Origin of the sequence: Micromonospora sp. NPDC127501, from assembly GCF_040302185.1 — a bacterium.
GTDB lineage: Bacteria > Actinomycetota > Actinomycetes > Mycobacteriales > Micromonosporaceae > Micromonospora.
Genome location: NZ_JBEORJ010000004.1, coordinates 432560 through 448833, shown reverse-complemented (window position 1 = coordinate 448833; position 16274 = coordinate 432560). Strand labels below are relative to the sequence as shown.

The following is a 16274-nucleotide window of genomic DNA, read 5'->3' as shown; positions in this document are numbered from 1 at the left end:
GTCGTGGGCGCGAGAAGCCACACGAACGAGCCGCCATGGCTCCTCGCGTCCGAGTTGGGATTGGGTCAGATCCAGTCGGAGACGTCGTCCGCTTCGGGCGACGCGGAAGCCGCGGGCTTGCTGCCGTTGGCCGTCGTTGCGGCCGGCTTCTTGCTGTCGGGCTTGCCCTGGGCGGGGATCCTGATCGTCGGAGCCTCGACGTCCGGCAGGTCCAGGGCGGTGGGGACCGTCAGCGGCGATGCCGAGACGGGGGCGGCAGGGTCGATCACGTCGACCAGTGGGGAACTCACGTGGGCGGTCAGCACCTCACGCCGCTTGATGTCGAACCGCAGATAGGCGGCGTTGTTCTCCGAAGCGTGCTCGATGAGCACCGTCGAGGCATGGCAGGTCACCGCGATCTTGTCGAGGCGGCCTTCCAGGTCCTTGGCGGACAGGCCGGGGCGCAGGTAGACCCAGACGCGTTCGCCGACCGGGGTGGGCTTGGCCCAGAGGATCAGCGGCAGGCTGCCGGACTGGTTGGCGATGATGAACTGCGCGAAGCACACGCGCAGCCGGTGCCGAACGATCAGGCACCACGTCCAGGCAATAACCTGACGGCGGACCGGGCGGATGGCGGCGGGAACGCCGACGACCAGGGCGACCACGAGCAGGGTCACCAGGGTCGGGGTGTGGTTGGCCAGCTGCACCCACGCGGTGAGCAGCAGGACACCGAGGATGGTTTCCGGGGTCCACCACCACAGCAGCCGGATCACCGGCCAGATCCGCACGAGCAGCCAGACGAGCCCGCCAACCGGAACGCCAATCAGCGCGCCGACGAAGACGGCGAGGATGGGGTGGATGTAGGAAGCGGCCACCACGGCCGCCAACAGGCCGACGATGACCGCCGTGAGGATGAACGCCATCTTGGCGTTGCGTGCGGAGGAGCGGTGGACTTTGGCCTCGATGACCGTCACCGTTCCGGTTGACCTGCCGCCGAAGCGGCGGGGGCTAGACTTGGACATGACGAGTCCTCCCAAGCACATTGGGTTGGATGAGTTGGAGGGCACGGGGTCGGCAGATGTAGGAGTCGGACCGACCCCGCGCCAGCTCTTGCGGGGATGCCACCACCACAGGTGATGACCAGGCCGGGAATGTAGGAGTCGGAACCACTCCCGGACCATGAATCTCAGCGGACCATCAGGCCGCTTTCCTGCGTCAGACACCAGGGCTCACACAGCGCGGTGAGCGAGGAACCTACTTAGCCGCCGAGTTACCAGCCTTCGGCTTCAACGTGATCGCACGGAACGCGACGCCGTTACGCCCGTTGGTCGCCCACGGAATAGCCTCCAACTGCTCGACAGCGACGAGCTGCCCCACCGTCACGCCCGGCTTCTCACCCGCCGTGGTGATGGTGATGATCTCGCCGCCAGTCTCGTCGAGCACGAAGACCTGGGTCGACCACATGAGCCGGCCAGTGTTCTTCTCCGACCGCTGATTGCCGTTCTGGTCGTTCTTCGGCTCCGGGTCCTTCGTCACCTGAACCTGCTTGCTCTGGGTGTCCACGTACAGCTTCACGAAGATCTCCTTCGTCTAGAGGATCCAAGGATCCTTTTCTTGTCTGGACCGATCGGCCCGTGACTCAAGGAGACGATGCGCCGGCTTCAGATGCCAGATGAGGCAAGTTAACAAGGCAACAGCAGGTGGTATTAACTTCTTCAAGTTGTCGCATCGACCAGACATAATGGCTTCCAAGTAGGTGTTACCAATCTTCGGGGAGAGCCATGACGGCTAGGCGAGTCGAGGAAGCAGCGACGCTGTTGCAACGAGTACGGCTCGACTTGGGCTGGAAGCAGTCAAAGGTGGTCGCGGCGCTGCTGGCGGCAGCCCGGAGGGAGGGCGTAACGATCGCTGGCCAGGCCAGCCTCAAGACCATGCTGTCTCGCTGGGAAAACGGCACCGGAAAACCCGACGTGGTCTACCGACAGCTCTTCTGCACTGTCTACGAGCGAGACGAGGACGAGCTGGGCTTCACCGAGGCGGGCCGGGGGAACCCGAGAGTGGCACCGTCCGTCGATCGGGAGACGATTGACTACTTCCGGTCAGTCTTCGACCAACACGTCAGGGCCGACAATCTGATGGGTCCGCATCATCTCGTCGATGTTGTCCGCGCGCAGGCAGCGCTTATCGACGACATCCTTCCCGGAGCTAAGAACGACGTGAGGAACGACTTGCTCTTGTGGGCATGCCGCTACAACGAATTCGCCGGGTGGCTCTACCAGGACGCGGGCGACCCCAAGAGCGCGATGCATTACTCTGATCGTGCCATGGATTACGCCATGGCCATTGGTGAGCCGACCGAGACGGCATACCTGCTCATGCGAAAATCGAACATCGCGAACGACCTTGGCGGGTTCGACCGTGCCATCGGCCTTGGCTCCGCAGCTCTACGCGAAGCCCGGCATGTCTCGCCGAGGGTTCGCGCTTTGGTACTTGCGCAGCAAGCACGGGCGTACTCGTTGCGCGGACTCGCGGAGGACGCCCGTCGGGCAATCGACGCTGCGACGCACGAGCTTGAGCGACCAGGAGCCGACGCCGACGATCTGGCGTCCTACTGCACCCCGGCATACATCGAGATGCAGGCAGCCAGTTGCTGGGCCGACCTTGACGCTCCGGACAGGGCGATTCCGGTATTCCGGCAAGCTCTGGCAACCATGCCTACCGGGATGCGCCGTGATCAAGGCTTGTGCGAGACGCGGCTTGCGCTGGCTCACGCGGCGGCAGGCGACAAGGCCACAGCCTGTCGAGTGGGACACCACGCGGTCCGTACCGTTCGGACGGCCACCTCAGCCCGCGCACTGTCGGAGCTGCGTCGGCTACGCGAGCGCCTGGCGCCATGGCGGCGCGATGAGGAAGTATCTGAACTGAGCCTTGCCATCAAGCAGTTGACGACAGCGTGAAGGAGCCAAACTCTGGTGATGGAGCTGGTTACGGCTGCCACGGCAGCCGACGAGAAGGAGCGAAACGCCAAGGTCGCGCTGCTGCCAGTCGGCAGCTTCGAACAACACGGCGACTTCCTGCCGCTGGTCACAGACACCGTCGTCGCTGCGGCGATAGCTCGCGATATCGCGACAGTCCACACGGTCATGCTTCTCCCGCCCATCACCATCTCCTGCTCCCACGAACACTCAAGCTGGCGGGGAACAGTGAGCATCAGCTCCCGTACCCTCTCCGCGATCGTCACCGATGTCGCGGACTCCCTGACGCGATCCGGCGTCGAGCACCTGGTCCTCATCAACGGACACGGCGGCAACTACGTCCTGTCGAACGTCGTTCAGGAGTACACCGCAGCCAACGGACCCAGGATGAGCCTCTACCCGCAAGGGCATGACTGGACCAAGGCCCGCACCGACGCTGGCATGGAAACCGGCAGTCACGAGGACATGCACGCAGGCGAGCTGGAGACTTCGCTACTCCTGCACGTAGCCCCCGAGCTGATCCGAGCGGGCAATGAAACCGCGGATTGGACGGCCGACCACCGGCCGCACCTGCTGACGCTCGGCATGGCTGCCTACACCACCAGCGGCGTCATCGGCCGACCCTCACTCGGCACCGCCGAGAAGGGCAAAGCCGCTCTCGACAGCCTCACCCGATCGTTCGGCGAGCATCAGGGAAGCCTCGGCCTCTGACCGGGCCGGCCGGACTGCCGCATGTCGTCCGACAAGAGATGCGCGACGGATCTCCGTCAGTTGATGTGCGACATGTGCCAGAGAACTAGGCAGCAGGCCGTTCGGCGCACGGATCTGCCGATGTGAGTTCACTTGATCATGCAGACGACGTCATGACCTCGTCGGTGACCGAGCTCTTAGGTCATCCACCGGTAGGTGGCTTTCATCGGCTTGCCACTTTCCGCCATCATGAAATCTCAGCTACGTACTCACTTTAGAGACGAGACAAGCATGCCAGCAGAGTGGGCGGCCGCGTCCGGCATAGCCAAGACCGGCGTAGCAGTGGTGAAAGCTATATCTAGATCGACCACGACTCCACAGTGGCCGAATATGCACGAGTCTCTCCTCGCACTATTTGCCGTACTGAACGAATGGTGCGTATCCGCCGCCGCCACCCAGAAGTTCCTGAATGACGAGCGAGAGCGCCGAGCCAAGCAGGCTAGCAATCGGTATTGGCAGATAGTGGAGTCTGGCGCGCCAATGAACGTGGGGCCGCCGGTGCTATACGGCTACACCGACGACATTAAGGCACTCCTTACCCCCAAGCCGCAACTAACTCGCCGCTGGAGCAAAGCCGAGCGACGGCGCGCCGCACGACGTGGCCTTGGAACGCTGTTGTCGGCATACTTCCCGGAATTCTATGTGCAGTTTAGTGAAGCTACAACGGGACGTGCGGAGTTGGCGTTGTCGATCGATCAAAAAAGCCTACGTGAGATGCCTCAGGGGGAACTCGAATCGATCTACGAAAGATCCACTGAAACTCTTAAGGATCTGGTCGCTGCAACGAATGCGCTGGGCGACATAATTGAGTCAAAGTTCCCAATTGACCCGCAATCTCCGGGGACGTAAGCCATGCAAAAGCCGGCAGCATCACTTCGCATATAATTTTGGTGCGAATTTGCGGCGTACTGACTTGCAACGCGAGTTGGCACGCCAACGTCTCATCAGCCGACGCTCTCGCCTCGGGGTCACGCCAGTAGGACGATCCGTTTCTTTATAGTCCAACGTCACTAAACATGACTGTGATGGGTTCTCTCATGCCGCGACAAGCGCAGTGAGGTGTCGCAGATCAGTTGACGGACGAGTGTCGCGCATCAGTCAACGGAGGACAGCCGGACTGCCGGCGGAGTGGTTCAAAGTTTCTGTACGTCTTCAAGGCGGCCCGCAGCGGGCCGCACGCGCCGCCGCCAGGGCGCGCGCCCCTCGCTCCGCTGGCGCTCCGACTCCGGCCACGCAACACGCCCGGCGGCTGGCGCGGATAGCGGGAAGCCCGGGGCCGCCGGAGGCGATAGCGCTGAGGATGGTTGATGCTGTTGGGCCGACAGCCGGCCGGGGCGCGGCGGCCGTCGCACCGCCGCGCCGTGGGGCGAGTCGCCGCCGGCCGTGGTGGGGATGCGGCGCGAAGGATGCGGGGCCGCCCCTCCGACCTCAAGGGTGCTTCGCATCGCTGGGCGACGGCCCTGCGGGCCGCCCTTGACCCCGGAGCCTCTGCGACCCCTCGGGCCGGCGTTGCCGGCAGGCGTGGGCCTGCCCGTGGACACGCGCCGCATCCCCACCACGGCCTCCCCCGTGCCCGGGCGGCAAGTGCTTGACGTCAACTCATACTTGACTGGTGGCGGGGAGTGGTAGCGAAAGTTACGACGTGCAGACAGCTTGGATCTGGGCGCGTCAGGAGCTTCGTGTGTGGCTAGCAGCGGCCCTGACGCAGGCCAAGCGCACCAAGGAATCAATGTGGAGCTACTTCTCCGTCGCGTCGTCAGTTGACGTCGCCCTCCAGGTGCAGGCTGGAGCCGAGGCTCGGCTATTTGTCGTCGCAGTGAATCAAGTTGGCCTCGCGGCTGCCCTGGTGGGAAAACTGGCACAGGATGTGGTTCGACCCAAGGCAGACGACATTCGACGGCTAGTAGTTTCCTTCGAGGCCGAGTGTCCCGGAATCAGGAAGCTCAGAAACGTCGTGGCTCACCACGACGAGTACATTCTTGGCATCGGACGTGAACAGCGAGGCAGCATCCCTGAGCTAAGCTATATCTTTGGAACCCATCAATTCGGGATAGCTTACGCTGAAGGCGAGCCGCCTTTGACTCTCGAAATCGACGCTATTGCTACTGCGATGGTGAAACTAGGCAACGGCATTGAGAGTCTGCTTAGCAGTCAGTCGGGCGCGCGGGCCGGTGAGAGTCGCCCGGACTCCTCTGTGAGGAGCTGACGGCGTCCGGCTTGGTTGCCATCAGGAAATCTTCCAGCAGCTCACCACGAAACCAAACATGCGCCGTCCGGCGTGGTGAATCTACCTCGAACCGCAAAGACAAATCGTTCAATGAATGTTCCCATGGCATCGAACTCACGACTTCTCTCGGGACTTGCCAAGTCGTCCGCGAATTCGACGAGATTCGGAGCGGAAGTCCGTCCGTGTCTGCCAGCTCCGCCCACTGGGCCAGCGCGATTCTAGAGAGAATATTTACATCTATATGCGCAGCGCCAAGGCGTCCCTTTCTGGAGACGGTCGTGCGCTCCAGCGTCAAGTCAACAGAATCGATCGTGATGTCTGACCGGCCGGTATTGGCAACGAAAACAGCTAGCTCATGGCGACTTTGATCGTATTGCCAACTCACATCCAATATGGGCCCTCCACTACGATACGAGACCGCAGCCAAGGCAAAGGACAGGGTGGAGAGGATCGCAGCATAAATTGCTATTGCAAGCGTCAAGACACTCTCCTTGTCCTCGGCTGGCCGGCGGGCCGGCTCGGTGGGGCTCGACTAGGTGACCCGTTCGGTTCTTTTGGAGGCTATCGGGGTGGCGCTAGCCAAGCACCGGCACGGCTGACTACTTGGGTGACGATCGCGGCGGACGCCAGCGGACCAACCCGGACGCTGAAGGAGCGTTCGAGGCAGCTCGGTGGTTTTGGAGCCGCAGGTCAGGCAGCATCCTTGGCGTCGAGATCAGCCTGGCTCACGTCAGGACCAACAGGCCACGTTCCCGAAGCCGCTTCGGTTCCCCTGCAACGAGGGCATGTCCTCACAGGCGGCAAGAGCTGCACCTTGAGACGAGCCGCTTGGGGAGGCAGAAGGGGACGCTTGACGACGTCAAACAAAAGAGATCTAGCCCCGTGCCAGCTGCGCCCAACCATTCAAGACCGTCTCGGCGTCGACAAAGTCGGTTAGCCCTTCGCGCATTTGAATAAGAGGAGCGCGAACGAAGCGAGATATAGCGTGGGCGTCCTCCAGGTCCACCATAACTTCTCGCAAAGCCTTCGCGGTGGTGGCAACCCCATGTGCCATCTCGCTCAGAGTTCTAAAGAACTCATCGACCTCGCCTCGCAAGTCTGCGGGCAATGCCTCGTCTCGCGCCTGTCGGATTAGCAGCTGAACGACGGGGTCGGCAGACCGAACGGAGTCGCCGAACTTTCGACCCAACTCTTCAATCTTTCGGCTTGGCTCCCGAATCTCCTCGGCGAATGCCGAAAGAGCTTGAAGAGCAAATCGACTAATTCGGGCCGTCCGCTTCCCGCCCTTGGCCAACTCTGCCGGGATCTTATCGGCCGCATCGGCTGCATGCCGTAGCTCAATAGTTAGATCGCTGAGGATCGGAAACCAGGACGCGACGGCTTCCTCGACGCTTGCCAACTGATCTAGAAAGCCTGGAAGAACTGTCTCCTCGGCCCAGATTTGAGGTGCGGGTTTCTTGGTTACGCTTGAAACAACTTCGACGAGGCGGGTAGCAAGCTCATGAACAGCAGTCCGGTACTGCTCTGAATTCTCATCGCTTAGCCGATTCTTGCGCCAGTCCATGTACGGCAACTCACGAATAAGCGCGGGGAGGCCGTCATCACTCTCGCCTCCGTCCGCAATAGCCGGGGTTTCGGCGTAGAGAATTGGTACCAGTAGTTCCATAGCATCGACTGAAGCGGCTCGCCCGGCGAAAGAGACGAATTCTCGTCGGCAAACCTCCGTCCGCAAATACAATGGAGTGATAACGGGGATGAAGATCGCCGTTTTTGCTAAAGCACCGCCAATAGCGTCTCGCCAGTTGTCGCCCCACGATACCTCCAGGTGATCGGAAAATATGTGCAGCGGCTCACCCGTTAAGAGCTCGTACTCGTTGGCGACGAGCCTGGAGAGTCGAACAATGCGCCCACTCTCCAGATCATTATCTCGCTTGGCGAAGCTCCAGAAACACACAAGCCCGGCATCGGCCTGCCCTCTTGGTATCGCGAGTCTGTCAATGTCAAGGTTATTGGATAGGCGATGAGCGCGTTCACTGAGCCCCCGCTGTTCAGCCCGGCTCAGGTCATACAGGGTTCGGAACTCACCGACGTCACCACCCAATGATTCGACAATGGCCTGCACGACTTGCCAGGACGGATTCGCATCCCTGGCTCGAAGTGCTGCATGGACTGTCGAAACGCTATGGCCAGTGGCATCTGCGATCTTCCGCAGCGCAGGTTCGCCCTTTTCCAGGTGCAACTCCCGCAACCTAACCAAAAGAGAATCTTTAGCAGAAACCTCTCGATATGGACTCACCGGACACTCATGCCCTTCGGACTTGCTGGGGCGCCATCGGGTACGCTAGCGTTCGTTCGCCGAATTTCGGCGATCACGGCCGAACCCTGCGCGGCGGCCCCGCTTACGGAAAACTGGAGGAGCCAGGTGCTCATCGACGCTCGCTGGGTCGCGCTGATCGCGGCCTGCCTCGCCATCCTGTTGATCGTGCGCAAGCGCAAGGAGTGGGCGGAGCCCCTCCTCGTCATGGCTGCGATCGCCACTCTGCTGATCACCCTCTTCTTCTTCGTGGGTGCTCCGATCGTTCGCCTTGCCTAGACGTTCACCGAACACCGCCGAACGTGATGATAGCCGCCGGCAGGACCAAAGGCCGGCGGCTCATCTCGCCTGATAACGGGCCGGCGAGCGCAGCGGGAAGACCGCTCGGGCCTGTTCGAGCTGATCCTCGGCACCCCGGAACCCGTCGGCTACACCTGGCCGTCGAGGCTAGGCGGCACGACCCGGCACCGGTCGACAGGTTGGGCTCACATCCCCGGACGGGAGTCGGCGACCCGCAGGTTCAGGCCGGGCACAAATCCGGCACAACCGAGCGTGAGCAACGGCGGAAAGTGCCGGAAACCACCGGAAGGTGTTTCGGCAGGTCAGGAGCCATGCCCGGGTGGCGTGGGAGGCCGGGAGGCCGGGGCTCTTACTTCCAGCGGAAGTGGACGAAAAGGCGGCCGAAGTTCTTCGAGTCCTTCTCCACGCGGTGGTAGAGCTGCTTGACGTCCTTCTGGTCGAGGAACCGCAGCACCCGCTTCTTGAGCTGGCCGGACCCCTTGCCGGGGATGATCTCGACGAGGGTGGCCTTCTTCGCCACCGCCTCGTCCATGATCCCGCGCAACGCCCGGTCGATGTCCTGGCCCTTGTTGAAGATCTCGTGCAGGTCCAGCTTGAGCTTCATGCCGCAGCCCCCGGCCGGTCAGGTCCCATGTCCGCCATCCTAGGCACGCCCGCCAGGTCGCCCGCCGGACGACGAAGGGGCGGCCCCGAAGGGCCGCCCCGCACGCGTCACCGGGTCCAGGCTCAGCGCCTGCCGCCGAGGCGGGTCTCCACCCGCTCCAGCGCGGTCCGGTAGTCGTCGTTGGCCGCGTACATCGCTGCGGCGATCCGCAGGTGCCGCAGCGCGTCGGTGTGTCGGTTCAGCCGCTCCAGCGTCCGGCCGAGCACGTGGTGCGCGTAGTGGTCGCTCGGGTCCCGCTCGACCAGCTCGCGCAGATGCTCCTCGGCCCGGTTGAGCTGGGCGGACTGGAAGTACGCCCGAGCCAGCAGTTGCCGGACCGCCGCGTTGCCGGGTTCGGCGTCGATGATCGGCTCCAGCAGTCGGGCTGCCCCGCTGGGGTCACCGGTTTCGAAGAACATGGTCGCCCGCCGGTAGTCCGCCAGAAGATCCATCTGCCACCTCCTCGGGTCGCACCGTCACCTGTTCCGACGCTGGCACAACACCGGACGTTTGGCGACTGTTCCCGGGGTCGAGATCGGGTCAGTTCGGGCCGCCGAACGCCGCCGACGGATGCCGACGGTCGCCGAAGGGTCAGGTGCGGGCGTCCCGGCGTCCGGCGGAAAGTTCCCAGGCGCGGACACCGCCGACGATTCCGGCGGTGTTCGGCACCACCACCACGTCGTCGCCCATCCGGGAAAGTTGCTCGGGCCGGATCAGTCGGGAGTTACCCCCACCCAGGTAGAGCCGGTCCCAGCGGAACACCGGGCGGAGGCCGTCCACCACCTGCCGGATCCGGCGGGACCAGAAGGCGTCGCCGAGCCGCCGCCGTTCCGGTTCGCCGACGTACGTGTCGTAGGTGGTGCCCCAGCGCACCGGCGCGTGCGACAGCTCCAGGTGCGGTGCGAGCACCCCGCCGTCGAAGAGCGCGCTGCCCAGCCCCGTCCCCAGGGTCAGCACCAGCTCGCAGCCGGTGCCGGCGACCACTCCGGCGCCGTGCACCTCGGCGTCGTTGAGCACCAGCGCCGGCACCCCGAACGCGTCGGCCAGCGCGCCGCGCGCGTCCCAGCCGGACCATTCGGCGACCAGGTCCGGGTCGACCCGGCTGCGGGGGCCGTTGCGGGTCACGTAGTGCGGCGTGCTCACTACCACTCCGTGCCGGATCATCCCGGGTACGCCGACCGTGAGCCGGTCCGCTGTTGGCAGACGCCCGCCGAGATCGCGCAGGGTCCGGACAAACAGCGCGGGCGGCAACGGGTACGGGGTGGGCACCCGCAGCGGCCGGGCCCGCATCGTTCCCGCCTCGTCGAGCACGGACGCCTTGATGCCCCCGCCGCCACAGTCGATCGCCAGTGTGGTCACCACGTCGTTGAGTCTGCCCGCTGCCGGCCGGTCGTATGCGGGCGGCCGGATAGGCTGCCGTCCTGATGAGCGCCACGATGATCGTCAAGGACCTGGCCGCCGGGCACGGCGACCGCCCGCTCTTCGCCGGATTGGACCTGGTGGTCGCCCCCGGCGACGTGGTCGGGCTGGTCGGGCCGAACGGGGCCGGCAAGTCGACGCTGCTGCGTACCCTCGCCGGGTTGTTGCCGGTCGAGGCCGGCAGCGTGCGGCTCAGCCCGCCCACCGCGAGCGTCGGCCACCTGCCGCAGGAGCCGGAACGACGGCCGGGTGAGACGGTACGGGACTTCCTGGCCCGCAGGACCGGGGTGACCGCCGCGCAGGCGGCGTTGGACGCGGCGACCGAGGCACTGACCGCCGGGGCGGCGGGCGCCGACGACGCGTACGGCGACGCGCTGGAGCGCTGGCTCGCCCTCGGCGGCGCGGACCTCGACGAACGCGCCGAGCAGGTGAGCGCCGACCTGGGTCTCGCAGTCGACCTGGATCACCCGACGACCGGGCTCTCCGGCGGTCAGGCGGCCCGGGCCGGGCTCGCGTCGCTGCTGCTCAGCCGGTACGACGTGTTCCTGCTCGACGAGCCGACCAACGACCTGGACCTGGCCGGGTTGGAGCGGCTGGAGGAGTTCGTCACCGGGCTGCGCGCCGGCACGGTGCTGGTCAGTCACGACCGGGAGTTCCTCACCCGCACGGTGACCCGGGTCGTGGAGCTGGACCTGCCGCAGCAGCAGGTGCACCACTACGGCGGCGGCTACGCGGCCTACCTGGAGGAGCGCGAGGTGGCCCGCCGGCACGCCCGCGCGGACTTCGAGGAGTACGCCGACACCAAGGCCGGTCTGGAGGCTCGGGCCCGCACCCAGCGTGGCTGGATGGAGAAGGGCGTGCGCAACGCCCGCCGAAAGGCCACCGACAACGACAAGATCGGCCGCAAGTTCCGCAGCGAGTCGAGCGAGAAGCAGGCCGCCAAGGCCAAGCAGACCGAACGGCTGATCGAACGGCTCGACGTGGTCGAGGAGCCCCGCAAGGAGTGGGAGCTGCGGATGGAGATCGCCGCCGCCCCCCGCGCCGGCGCCGTCGTGGCCACGCTGCGCGGAGCCGTGGTACGCCGTGGTGGCTTCACCCTCGGCCCGGTCGACCTCCAGATCGACTGGGCGGACCGGGTCGCGGTGACCGGGGCGAACGGCTCGGGCAAGTCCACCCTGTTGGCCGCGCTGCTGGGCCGGCTGCCGCTGGACGCCGGCACCGCCTCGCTCGGGCCCGGCGTGGTGGTCGGCGAGGTGGACCAGGCTCGCGGGCTGTTCCTCGGCGACGCGCCGCTGATCGACGCGTTCGAGGCGGCCGTACCCCACCTGTCGCCGGCGGACGCGCGGACCCTGCTGGCCAAGTTCGGACTGCGGGCGGCGCACGTGCCCCGACCGGCGGCCACCCTCTCCCCCGGTGAGCGGACCCGGGCCGCGCTGGCCCTGCTCCAGGGCCGTGGGGTCAACCTGCTGGTGCTGGACGAGCCCACCAACCACCTGGACCTGCCCGCCATCGAGCAGCTCGAATCGGCGCTGGCCAGCTACCCCGGAACGCTGCTGCTGGTCACCCACGACCGGCGGATGCTGGCCGCCATCGAGACCAACCGGCGACTGCGGGTCGACGCCGGGCGGATCGCCGAGGATTGATCCGTGCCCGCGGGTCCGCGCGGGGTGAGAATGACGCCATGCTCAAGTGGGAGTACGCCCTGCTGGTCCGCCGCCGCCAGGCTGCGACCAACGACCTCGGCTGGGAGGTCGTCTTCGTCTGGTACGGCCCGGACGGCTCGATGGTCGACGTGACGCCGTACGGCGACACCGCGCTGGCTCACCTGAACCGGGCCGGCGACCAGGGCTGGGAGTTGGTCGCGATGAGCGAGGACCCGTCCCTGCCCGGCAACAACGAACTGCACCGCTACCACCTCAAGCGGCCGAAGCCCGCCGACCCGCCGCCTCGCCAGCGGATGCGCGGCGGCCGCCGCACCCTCTCCGGCTGACCCGGCCGCTCGGCACCCAGGCGACCGGGCGCGTAGGCGTTCGGGCGCTTGGGCGCTTGGGCGCTTGGGCGCTTGGGCGTTCGGCGGCCAGCGAGCCGGGCCGAGCCTGGGGCCGGTGTCCCGCTTGAGCGGTATACCTGTGAGTCATATTTATGCCTCAGAGGTATAGCGCTCAACCCGGTCCTGTCCGGCAGGCTGCGACACGCCGCCGCACGGATGCGCGGGCCACGCCGACCAGGTGGACGAGCGGGGCATACCGGGCGCGATTGCGGGTATCGCGCGGCGGGAGGTGGCCCGAATGGTCGCTTTGGCACAGACTCCGCCCTCGGCCGACCGGCTGCGGGCGATCGACGATTCCCTCGCGCAGGCGTGGGCGGACCAGGTCCGCCATGATGACCGGTTGCGGGACCTGGCGGTCGAGGTGCGGTTCGACCGGGGGGTGGCCCATCTGAGCGGCGACGTGGCAGATCCCGCCCAGCTGAGGCTGGTGCGGGACCTGGTGGGGCGGCTGGCCGGTGTCTACGGCGTCTGGTGCCGGGTCGGCATCGGCGGGCGGGCGCCGGTGGTGGTGGACCTCGGTTGTGGGCCGACCAAGCAGTGGTCGAGCAACCTGGGGCTGGACATCTACCCGGCGCCCGGCGTGGATGCCGTGGCGGACCTCTCCGGCTCGCTGCCGCTCGCCGACAACTCGGTGGACGTCCTCTTCGCGGTGCACATCCTGGAGCACCTGATCGACTTCCTGCCGCTGGTCGACGAGTGTCATCGGGTGCTCCGCCCCGGTGGGGTGCTGCACGTGATGAGCCCCTGGTGGGGGCATGTGAACGCGGTGGCCGACCCGACCCACGTCCGGCTGATGGACGTGCAGACGTTCAAGGGAATCTGCCAGCTGCGGCCACCGGGCACGCCGCGCTGGTACCCACTGCACGCGGGCTGCGACGGCGCCTCGATCTTCGCCGACCTGACGCCCCTTCCCCCGGACGCCGACCCGGCACCCCAGTCCCACCTGGCCCGCTTCTTCGACTAGCGGGTCCGGGTGGACTCGCGGAACTCCAGGCGGTAGGGGGCGCGGAGTTCCCGGGCGGGGACGGTGGGGTCACCGCCCAGGCGGTTGGCGAGGAGCCGGATGGCCAGGCGGGCGACCTGCTCCTTGTCCGGGGCGACGGTGCTCAGGGTCGGGGTGGCGAACCTGCCGTCCTCGATGTCGTCGAAGCCGGCCACCGCCACGTCCTCGGGTACCCGCAGGCCGGCCTCGTGCAGCGCACGCAGGGCACCGAGGGCCAGCGTGTCGTTGAAGCAGAAGACGGCGTCGGGGCGTACGCCGGAGGTGAGCAGGCCCCGCATCGCGGCCGCGCCGTCGGCGCGGTGCCAGGCCGACGCGGACGCCACGAGGGCCTGGTCGTAGCCGAGGCCGGCGGCGCGCAGCGCGTCGCGGTAGCCGGCCAGGCGCAGCCGGGCGCTGGCACCCTCGTCGGTGCGCTGCGCGCCGACGGCCGCGATCCGGCGGCGACCCGACTGGATCAGGTGGCTGGTGATCTCCCGGGCCGCTGCCACGTTGTCGATCACCACACGATCCGCCGGGCAGTGTTCGACCCGCTCGCCGAGCAGCACCATCGGGGTGCCGTCCAGGCCGGCCAGGTCCGCCGCGGTGAGCGCCGACGGGCTGAGGATGAGCCCGTCGATCAGGTGGTCGGTGATACCGGGGGCGAGCACCCGTTCCTGGTCACACCGGCCGCCGGTCTGGTCGATCAGCACCGTCCAGCCGTGCTCGGCGGCGACCGTGACCACGTGGCGGGCCAGCTCGGCGAAGTACGGGATGTCCAGTTCCGGAACGGCCAGCGCGATCACGCCGGTGCGCCCCTTGCGGAGGTGACGTGCGGAGAGGTTGGGCCGGTAGTTGAGCTCGGCAATCGCCTCCTCGACCCGGGCACGGGTGTCCGGCCGCACGTGCAGGTGGCCGTTCACGACGTTCGAGACGGTCTTGACGGAGACGCCGGCCCGTTCGGCCACGTCCTTGAGTCTGTGTCGCACGCCACAACCTCCCCGAGATGACGGGCGCACCATACCGTCAGCGACCCTCTGTGCAACGGCGACGGGGAAGGGCCCCTCGCAGTCGCAAGGGGCCCTTCCCGCATCCCGTCGATCAGCTGTCGGCGCTCGGCTCCCGGGGAGCCGGGGCGACGGCGGGCTCGTGCTGGGCCAGCCGGTTACGGCGGTGGCCGTAACCGAAGTAGATCACCGCGCCGAGCAGCATCCAGGCCAGGAACCGCAGCCAGGTCTCCACCGACAGGTTGAGCATCAGGTAGAAGCAGGCCAACGCCGAGACGATCGGCAGCACCGGTGAGAACGGCACCCGGAACGGCCGCTCCAGGTCGGGCCGCTTGCGGCGCAGGATCGGCACCGCCACCGACACGAGGACGAACGCGCAGAGCGCGCCGATGCTGACCAGGTCGGCCAGCGCGGACAGCGGCAGGAAGCCGGCCAGCAGCGCGACCGCCACCGTCATGATCGCCGAGATCCGGTACGGGGTGCCCCAGCGCGGGTGCACCTTCGCGATCGAGGGCGGGATCAACCCGTCCCGGGCGATGGCGAAGCCGATCCGGCCCATCGCCACCAGGTCGACCAGGATGACGCTGGTCAGGCCCGCGACAGCGGCGATGGAGACCAGCACGGCGGCCCAGCCCGCGCCGACCGACTCGAAGGCCGACGCGATCGGGGCGCCCCGGTCGATCTCGGTGTACGGCACCATCCCGACCACCACCAGCGAGACGCCGATGTAGAGCACGGTGGAGATCAGCAGCGTGCCGAGCAGACCCAGGGTGAGGTCCCGCTTGGGCTTCCTCGTCTCCTCGCCCAGGTTGGCCACGGCCTCGAAGCCGGTGTACGCGAAGAAGACCACGGCGGCGGCGCTGAGCACCCCGACGAAGCCGAAGACCGACGGCTCCAGCCCGAAGAGCGCCTGCGTGACCGGCTGCTTGATGCCGTCGTCGCCGCTCCCGGCGGGCTCGGCCGGCGGGATGAACGGGGTGAGGTTGGCGGCCTTGACGAAGAACAGCCCGGCCACCACCACGAAGACGCAGATGGCCACCTTGACCAGCACCAGCAGGTTGGTGATCCGGGCGGATTCCCGGATGCCGACGATCGCCACCATGCCGAGGATCAGCACGATGGCGATGGCGCCCACGTTGACAGTGCTGCCCTCCTCACCGAACCAGCGGGTCGGCAGGTCGAGCAGTTCGGCGAGGTAGCCGGACCAACCTCGGGCCACCACGGCGGCGCCGAGCGCGAACTCCAGCAGCAGGTCCCAGCCGATGATCCAGGCGACGATCTCGCCCATCGTGGCGTACGCGTAGGTGTAGGCGCTGCCGGCGGTCGGCACGCTGGAGGCCAGCTCGGCGTAGCAGAGGGCGGCGAGCAGGGCCACCACGCCGGCGATGGCGAAGGAGATCACCACGCCCGGCCCGGCGCTGTCCCGGGCCTCGATCCCGGTGAGCGTGAAGATGCCGGTGCCGATCACGATCCCGATGCCGAAGCCGGTGAGGTCGATCGCGCCGAGCCGTCGCTTCAGCCCCAACTGGCCGTCGCTGCCGTCCGCCTCACCCTGGGCTATCACGTCCTTGATTGGTTTTGTGCGCAGCACGGACACCCGGTCACCCCTCCCACCGTGCGACCACCTCCGT

16 protein-coding genes are annotated in these 16274 nt (G+C 66.6%); 8 read left to right on the top strand and 8 right to left on the bottom strand.

The features are described 5' to 3' along the window. Positions 1-65 precede the first annotated feature (65 nt). Together ABTW72_RS12200 and ABTW72_RS12195 are read right to left on the bottom strand one after the other, a co-directional pair. Positions 66-1001, bottom strand: coding sequence for a hypothetical protein (locus ABTW72_RS12200; protein WP_350857898.1), 936 nt, complete (start codon positions 999-1001; stop codon positions 66-68). Positions 1002-1233: 232 nt separating this feature from the next. Next, on the bottom strand, positions 1234-1554 hold the full coding sequence (locus ABTW72_RS12195) for a hypothetical protein (RefSeq protein WP_112681382.1): 321 nt from the start codon (positions 1552-1554) through the stop codon (positions 1234-1236). 284 nt (positions 1555-1838) lie between these two features. Between ABTW72_RS12195 and ABTW72_RS12190 the strand changes: the two genes are divergently transcribed. From ABTW72_RS12190 to ABTW72_RS12175, 4 genes are all read left to right on the top strand, one after another. Further along, positions 1839-2936 (top strand): NsdA family TPR-like regulatory protein, encoded by a 1098-nt coding sequence (locus ABTW72_RS12190; RefSeq protein WP_350857676.1) that lies wholly within the window; start codon positions 1839-1841, stop codon positions 2934-2936. An 18-nt stretch (positions 2937-2954) separates the two neighbouring features. Then, positions 2955-3665: a creatininase family protein gene (locus tag ABTW72_RS12185; protein ID WP_350857895.1), complete on the top strand. Its 711-nt coding sequence runs from the start codon at positions 2955-2957 to the stop codon at positions 3663-3665. Between the two features lie 369 nt (positions 3666-4034). Beyond that, positions 4035-4553, top strand: coding sequence for a hypothetical protein (locus ABTW72_RS12180; protein WP_350857674.1), 519 nt, complete (start codon positions 4035-4037; stop codon positions 4551-4553). Positions 4554-5385: 832 nt separating this feature from the next. Beyond that, positions 5386-5910, top strand: coding sequence for a hypothetical protein (locus tag ABTW72_RS12175; RefSeq protein ID WP_350857671.1), 525 nt, complete (start codon positions 5386-5388; stop codon positions 5908-5910). Positions 5911-6805: 895 nt separating this feature from the next. Here ABTW72_RS12175 and ABTW72_RS12170 read toward each other — a convergent pair. Next, entirely contained in the window at positions 6806-8170 is a 1365-nt protein-coding gene (locus tag ABTW72_RS12170; RefSeq protein WP_350857668.1) for a TIR domain-containing protein, read from the bottom strand. 183 nt (positions 8171-8353) lie between these two features. Between ABTW72_RS12170 and ABTW72_RS12165 the strand changes: the two genes are divergently transcribed. Further along, entirely contained in the window at positions 8354-8524 is a 171-nt protein-coding gene (locus tag ABTW72_RS12165) for a hypothetical protein (protein ID WP_350857666.1), read from the top strand. 370 nt (positions 8525-8894) lie between these two features. Here the strand turns inward: ABTW72_RS12165 and ABTW72_RS12160 are convergent, their stop codons facing one another. The 3 genes from ABTW72_RS12160 to ABTW72_RS12150 form a co-directional block, all read right to left on the bottom strand. After that, positions 8895-9149 carry a Smr/MutS family protein gene (locus ABTW72_RS12160; protein WP_007465523.1) on the bottom strand — a complete coding sequence of 85 codons (255 nt, stop codon included), beginning with the start codon at positions 9147-9149 and terminating at the stop codon, positions 8895-8897. Positions 9150-9271: 122 nt separating this feature from the next. After that, positions 9272-9640: a tetratricopeptide repeat protein gene (locus ABTW72_RS12155; protein WP_112584722.1), complete on the bottom strand. Its 369-nt coding sequence runs from the start codon at positions 9638-9640 to the stop codon at positions 9272-9274. A 139-nt stretch (positions 9641-9779) separates the two neighbouring features. Further along, the gene (locus tag ABTW72_RS12150) at positions 9780-10550 is read right to left on the bottom strand and encodes an ROK family protein (RefSeq protein WP_350857661.1); all 771 of its coding nucleotides are present in this window, start codon (positions 10548-10550) and stop codon (positions 9780-9782) included. 62 nt (positions 10551-10612) lie between these two features. Here ABTW72_RS12150 and ABTW72_RS12145 point away from each other — a divergent pair, with 62 nt between their 5' ends. The 3 genes from ABTW72_RS12145 to ABTW72_RS12135 all read left to right on the top strand — a co-directional run bounded on the left by ABTW72_RS12145 (position 10613) and on the right by ABTW72_RS12135 (position 13621). Continuing rightward, a complete protein-coding gene (locus ABTW72_RS12145) occupies positions 10613-12250 on the top strand; it encodes an ABC-F family ATP-binding cassette domain-containing protein (RefSeq protein ID WP_350857658.1) in 1638 nt (545 codons plus the stop codon). Positions 12251-12288: 38 nt separating this feature from the next. Continuing rightward, positions 12289-12597, top strand: coding sequence for a hypothetical protein (locus tag ABTW72_RS12140; protein ID WP_091402668.1), 309 nt, complete (start codon positions 12289-12291; stop codon positions 12595-12597). Positions 12598-12895: 298 nt separating this feature from the next. After that, positions 12896-13621 (top strand): methyltransferase domain-containing protein, encoded by a 726-nt coding sequence (locus ABTW72_RS12135; RefSeq protein ID WP_151497530.1) that lies wholly within the window; start codon positions 12896-12898, stop codon positions 13619-13621. Here ABTW72_RS12135 and ABTW72_RS12130 read toward each other — a convergent pair. Both ABTW72_RS12130 and ABTW72_RS12125 read right to left on the bottom strand, forming a co-directional pair. Next, positions 13618-14625 (bottom strand): LacI family DNA-binding transcriptional regulator, encoded by a 1008-nt coding sequence (locus ABTW72_RS12130; RefSeq protein ID WP_350857654.1) that lies wholly within the window; start codon positions 14623-14625, stop codon positions 13618-13620. The two genes, ABTW72_RS12135 and ABTW72_RS12130, sit on opposite strands and share 4 nt — an antisense overlap. A gap of 112 nt (positions 14626-14737) precedes the next feature. Next, positions 14738-16240, bottom strand: coding sequence for an amino acid permease (locus ABTW72_RS12125; protein ID WP_350857651.1), 1503 nt, complete (start codon positions 16238-16240; stop codon positions 14738-14740). Between the last annotated feature and the right edge of the window lie 34 nt (positions 16241-16274).

Excerpts from the sequence above, each read along its gene's own strand:
- ABTW72_RS12145 (WP_350857658.1), top strand. The coding sequence starts at position 10,613 with ATGAGCGCCACGATGATCGTCAAGGACCTGGCCGCCGGGCACGGCGAC.
- ABTW72_RS12185 (WP_350857895.1), top strand. The coding sequence starts at position 2,955 with ATGGAGCTGGTTACGGCTGCCACGGCAGCCGACGAGAAGGAGCGAAAC.
- ABTW72_RS12200 (WP_350857898.1), bottom strand. The coding sequence starts at position 1,001 with ATGTCCAAGTCTAGCCCCCGCCGCTTCGGCGGCAGGTCAACCGGAACG.
- ABTW72_RS12140 (WP_091402668.1), top strand. The coding sequence starts at position 12,289 with ATGCTCAAGTGGGAGTACGCCCTGCTGGTCCGCCGCCGCCAGGCTGCG.
- ABTW72_RS12180 (WP_350857674.1), top strand. The coding sequence starts at position 4,035 with ATGCACGAGTCTCTCCTCGCACTATTTGCCGTACTGAACGAATGGTGC.
- ABTW72_RS12155 (WP_112584722.1), bottom strand. The coding sequence starts at position 9,640 with ATGGATCTTCTGGCGGACTACCGGCGGGCGACCATGTTCTTCGAAACC.
- ABTW72_RS12135 (WP_151497530.1), top strand. The coding sequence starts at position 12,896 with ATGGTCGCTTTGGCACAGACTCCGCCCTCGGCCGACCGGCTGCGGGCG.
- ABTW72_RS12160 (WP_007465523.1), bottom strand. The coding sequence starts at position 9,149 with ATGAAGCTCAAGCTGGACCTGCACGAGATCTTCAACAAGGGCCAGGAC.